6 protein-coding genes are annotated in these 4,795 nt (G+C 64.0%); all 6 read left to right on the forward strand.

What is annotated here, in order from left to right; all coding sequences use genetic code 11:
• On the forward strand, positions 1–1,063 hold a 1,063-nt coding region (locus AUC71_RS03570; protein ID WP_204376620.1), incomplete at its 5' end, for a D-alanine--D-alanine ligase family protein.
• Position 1,064: 1 nt separating this feature from the next.
• Positions 1,065–3,341, forward strand: a complete 2,277-nt coding sequence (locus AUC71_RS03575; RefSeq protein WP_069623167.1) for a GNAT family N-acetyltransferase — start codon at positions 1,065–1,067, stop codon at positions 3,339–3,341.
• A 73-nt stretch (positions 3,342–3,414) separates the two neighbouring features.
• On the forward strand, positions 3,415–3,744 hold the full coding sequence (locus AUC71_RS22145) for a hypothetical protein (protein WP_342021787.1): 330 nt from the start codon (positions 3,415–3,417) through the stop codon (positions 3,742–3,744).
• Between the two features lie 20 nt (positions 3,745–3,764).
• On the forward strand, positions 3,765–3,974 hold the full coding sequence (locus AUC71_RS22150) for an LssY C-terminal domain-containing protein (protein ID WP_342021788.1): 210 nt from the start codon (positions 3,765–3,767) through the stop codon (positions 3,972–3,974).
• Positions 3,901–4,248: an LssY C-terminal domain-containing protein gene (locus tag AUC71_RS22155; protein ID WP_342021789.1), complete on the forward strand. Its 348-nt coding sequence runs from the start codon at positions 3,901–3,903 to the stop codon at positions 4,246–4,248. The genes AUC71_RS22150 and AUC71_RS22155 overlap by 74 nt, the downstream gene beginning before the upstream one ends.
• A 130-nt stretch (positions 4,249–4,378) precedes the next feature.
• Positions 4,379–4,771 carry an ion transporter gene (locus AUC71_RS03585; protein WP_069623168.1) on the forward strand — a complete coding sequence of 131 codons (393 nt, stop codon included), beginning with the start codon at positions 4,379–4,381 and terminating at the stop codon, positions 4,769–4,771.
• The last annotated feature ends 24 nt before the right edge of the window (positions 4,772–4,795 follow it).

Below are 4,795 nucleotides of genomic sequence, written 5' to 3' on the forward strand. Positions count from 1 at the left end.
GTCTGGCGCGCTATGGGCTCAGCCGCCCGGACAGGGAGCGCTTGCGGCGCACCGCGTGATGGCACCCGGGACACCAGGGTTCATCCCCGTCCTGCACGCGGCGACCACGAGCCGTCCCGATGAGATCGATACTCTGGTGGCGGCAGACGCCGTCGCGGCGGCGCTCAAGCACCTCGGCTACAACACCGAGATCATCGGGCTTGCTTCCGATCTTTCCGAAGTCGAAGCATTGTCGGCGTCCCGTCCCCTCCTCGTGTTCAACCTCGTTGATGCGGTCGACGGCGACGGCAAGCTCGCCCCCATGGTGCCGGAGCGCCTCGACGCCCTGGGTATTCCCTATACGGGCTGCCAAACCAACGCTTGGCGCGACACGCTGTCGAAGATCGAAACCAAGCTGAGGCTTGCCGAGACCGGCTTGCCGACCCCCGACTGGTCTGAAGACGGGACCGGGATGGCCCAGCAGCCGCGCGTCATCGTCAAGCCGGTCTGGGAGCACGGCTCCTTGGGCTTGGAAGAGTCCTCCGTCGTTCCCGGCACCAAAGCACCGCAAGTGATTGCCGAGCGCAATGAGCGTTGGACGACGGAGCATTTTGCGGAAAGCTTCATCGATGGCCGCGAGTTCAACGTCGCGATGCTGGGCGGTGCCCAGGGCGTCGACGTGCTTCCCATCGCCGAGATCACCTTTGAGGACTGGAAGGACGGACGCCCGCGGATCGTCGACTACGATGCCAAGTGGGCGCCGGACAGCGACGTCTATGCCGGGACGCCGCGCCGCTTCGGCCTGGAGGAAACCGCACCCGCCTTGGCGGGCAGGCTGACGCTCCTGGCACAGGCCTCCTGGATCTTGTTCGGGCTCAGTTCCTATGCCCGAATCGACTTTCGCGTCGACGCCGAAGGCAGGCCCTATATTCTCGAGGTCAACGTCAACCCTTGCCTCAGTCCCGATGCTGGCTTTGCCGCCGCCGCGAGCGAGAGCGGCCTCGCCTATGAAGACATGATCGGCCGGATCGTGGAGGCTCGCGTGGAGCGCTGTCCGTCACCGTCTAACGCAGACCGCAACTGAGATGCTCCGTATCCGCAAAGTCGCCGACGCAACCGCCGCGGCGAACCGTTCGGCCATCGAGGCGGCACAGAAGATCATGCGCGAGCAGTTCTCCGGGATGCCGGAGGCGGACATCGCCAAGCTGCCCGACCAGTTGTCGAATCCGCTCAAGCACCGCTTCGTCTCGCGCCTGTTCGTGGCGGAGAACGGCCGCGACCAAACACTCGGCGTGGCGCTGCTGCTCTATTTCCCGGATATAGGCTTCTCGTATTTGGAGATCATCTCCACCGCCAAGGGCCGCATGGGCGGCGGCATCGGGGCCGCGCTCTACGAGCGGGTCCGCGAAGAGGCGCGCGCGCTCGGCACGCAGCTCTACTTCGAGTGCCTGCCTGACGATCCGGCGCTCAGTCCCAATCCGGAGATCAGGGCGGACAACGCGAACCGGCTCAAATTCTACGAACGCTACGGCGCCTTGCCGATCGTCAACACCGCCTATGAAACGCCGGTGACGGCGGGCTCCACCGACCCGCCTTACCTCGTGCTCGACCGGCTCGGTTCGAACGACCTGCCGAGCCGCGACAAAGCGAGGAAGGTGGTCCGCGCCATCCTCGAGCGGAAATACGGCGAATTGCCTGCAAGCTACGTGCAGAAAGTTGTCGACTCGTTCAAGGACGATCCGGTGGTCCTGCGCGCGCCGCGCTACGTCAAGTCACGGCGCGCGCCGAAGGGTGAGGTGCGGCAGCCCGGCGCGCCGCGCATTGCGCTCGTGCTCAACGACGCGCACACGCTCCACCATGTGCAAGACCGCGGCTACGTGGAGGCGCCGGTGCGCATCCGCTCGATCATGGCCGAGCTCGAACCGTCGGGTCTCTTTGAGCGCCTGCCGACCAAGCGCTTCTCCGACCGGCATATCCGCGCCGTACATGACGGGCGGCTTGTCGACTATATCCGCAAGGCGTGCCTCATCGCCGGGTCCAAGAAGTCGATCTATCCTTACGTGTTTCCGGTGCGGAATGCGGCGCGGCCCCCGAAAGACGAGACGGTGCTCGCCGGCTATTACTGCATCGACACCTTCACGCCGCTGAACGAGAGCGCCTATCTCGCCGCCCGCTCGGCCGTAGATTGCTCGCTGACCGCCGCCGAGAAGATCTTGGAAGGGGCTGGACTTGCCTATGCGCTGGTGCGGCCGCCGGGCCATCACGCCGAGACCCATGCCTTCGGCGGCTTCTGCTATTTCAATAATGCGGCTGTCGCGGCGAATCTTTTGGCGCGTTACGGCAAGGTCGCCATCCTCGACATCGACTATCACCACGGCAACGGCCAGCAGGAAATCTTCTACGACCGCGCGGACGTGCTCACCGTTTCGGTGCACGGCCATCCGAGCTTCGCCTATCCCTATTTCGCCGGTTTCCGGGACGAGACGGGGATCGGCCCAGGCGCCGGGTACAATTTCAACATCCCACTGCCGGAGCACATCACGCCGGAGCAGCATCGCAACGCCGTGGCGGAAGCTTTGCGCCGGGTGAAGCGCTTCGGCCCGGCCTTTCTGGTGGTCTCGCTCGGTCTCGATACCGCGCGCGGCGATCCAACGGGGAACTTGTCCAACGGCGCGAAGGATTTCCAGCTTCTTGGCCGCATGATCGGCGAGCAGAACTATCCGACGCTGGTGGTGCAGGAGGGCGGTTACCGCGTCCGTACGCTCGGCACCAACACGCGGAACTTCTTCGTTGGGCTTGCCGCAGGCCATTCCGCCGCACGCGACGCCGCGCCCCCGGATCTTGCCGCCAAACGCCCGCGCGAGGCGCTCGAATGGCGCAGCGCCGTGATGGCTCACGACGTGGGGCGCGTGCGTTCCCTGGTCACCAGCACCGGCTTCTTCAGCGCCGCCGAGGTCGACATCGCCGGCGAACTCGTAACTGAGCGGCTCACTAAGGGCATCCGTTCCGGTTATCACTTCGTGCTGGCCGAGCGTGGCCCGTTGCTTGTGGCTTATGCCTGCTACGGGCCGATTGACGGCACGGACGGGTCGTTCGATCTCTACTGGATCGCGGCCGCGCCGGAAGAGCAGGGCAAGGGGCTCGGCGCACAGGTCTACGCGCGGGCGGAAACGGCCATGCGCCGGGCCGGCGCCAAGCAGATCTATGCCGACACCTCGTCCTCGGACCGCTACGCGCCGACGCGCGGCTTCTATCAGCGTATGGGCTTCACCGAGCAGGCGCGCTTGCCGGATTTCTACGGCCCTGGCGACGGCAAGGTCATCTACGTGAAGGTGATTTCGCCAGGAGGGCCTTCAGTGTAATTGGTGGCTCGAACTCCTGCCGAGATCGCCAATTCGACTAGACCGCACAGCCAACACCTGATCGATTGCGCCCGTGAGATTCCTGATCCGCACCCTCCAGCGCCTGGCAATCTTCGGGCTTGGCGTGCTCAGCGTTTGGCTGATCGTCGACGTCTTCGACTGGGTCGATCACGAGCTGCCGTCTATCCTTGCGCTCAGCGTGACTTACGCTCTCGCGGCCTATGTGATCCTTCCCTACACAGTGCGCATGGGGCTCAAGGTGCTTCAGCACCGGCACGTGCCCCGCTACACCATCACCGGCGACGGACTGCCGGGCGATCCCGTCAATCTCGCCCTGATCGGCACATTGGACGCGCTTCGCGAGGCTTCGCCAAGGCGGGTTGGCAGGAAGCCGACCCTTTGAGCCTTTCGAGCGCCTGGCGCATGGCGAAGACGTTCGTCTTGAACCAGCCTTATCCGACAGCACCGTTTTCCACGCTCTTTCTGTTCGGGCGAGGCCAGGATATCGGCTTTCAAAAAGCCATCGGCGACAGCCGCGCAAGCGGCATCACGTACGATTCTGGGCGAAGCCCTCGCCGACACCGAAAAGGTCGACGATCACTTCTGGCTCAACGCGGACCGGCCGGAAGATAATGCGCGTGCGCTCTGGGTCGGCGCCGGCACAAAGGATACCGGGCTATCGCTGACGCGGCTCACCTTCCAAATGACCCACGCCACGGATTCGGACACCAATGCCGAGCGGAACTACGTCATGACCGCACTTAAGGACAGCGGCGTCATCGGCGTCGTGGACATGTATGAGGCGGGAGACCGCCTCGGCGCTGGCTCGGTAAATCACTACGTGACCGACGGGGCGGTCGCCGTCGCAGATTTGTCAGAAGACCGTGAGAAGACGCAGGCCCCGTAAGCATCTGGAACTGCCCAGCGGCCCCATGCCATACGGCTTTCAACCACAATTCTCGCTACCATCCCGACCGCCTGGCTCCCGCCATAGGTGATCACTAGGACTGCAACAGGAAGAACGCGACAAAAATCCCATGAGCCGAGTTTCCAACTTAAAGCAAACCTTCATCGACATTCGAAGCAACAAGTTCTTCGAGACCTTCGTCATCGCCGTGATCATAATTTCGGCCCTGAAGGTCGGGATGGGTACTTACCCATTGGGGCCACGCCTGACCAGCGCGCTGCTCATGCTCGACTACGCGGTCACCGTGTTCTTTCTCGTCGAGATCCTCGTGCGCATCGCGGCGGAGCACAGCCTGCGGCGCTTCTTCAGCAATGGCTGGAACGTCTTCGACTTTTTGATCGTCACGGCGAGCCTGATTCCGATCGACCAGAGCGAGATGGCGCTCTTGGGCCGGCTTCTGCGCATCTTCCGCGTGCTGCGGCTAGTCTCGATCATCCCGGAGTGCGCGCGTCCTGCTGAATGACCGTCCTTCCACGCAGCTCCCCCG

Origin of the sequence: Methyloceanibacter marginalis (assembly GCF_001723295.1) — a bacterium.
Lineage (GTDB): Bacteria > Pseudomonadota > Alphaproteobacteria > Rhizobiales > Methyloligellaceae > Methyloceanibacter > Methyloceanibacter marginalis.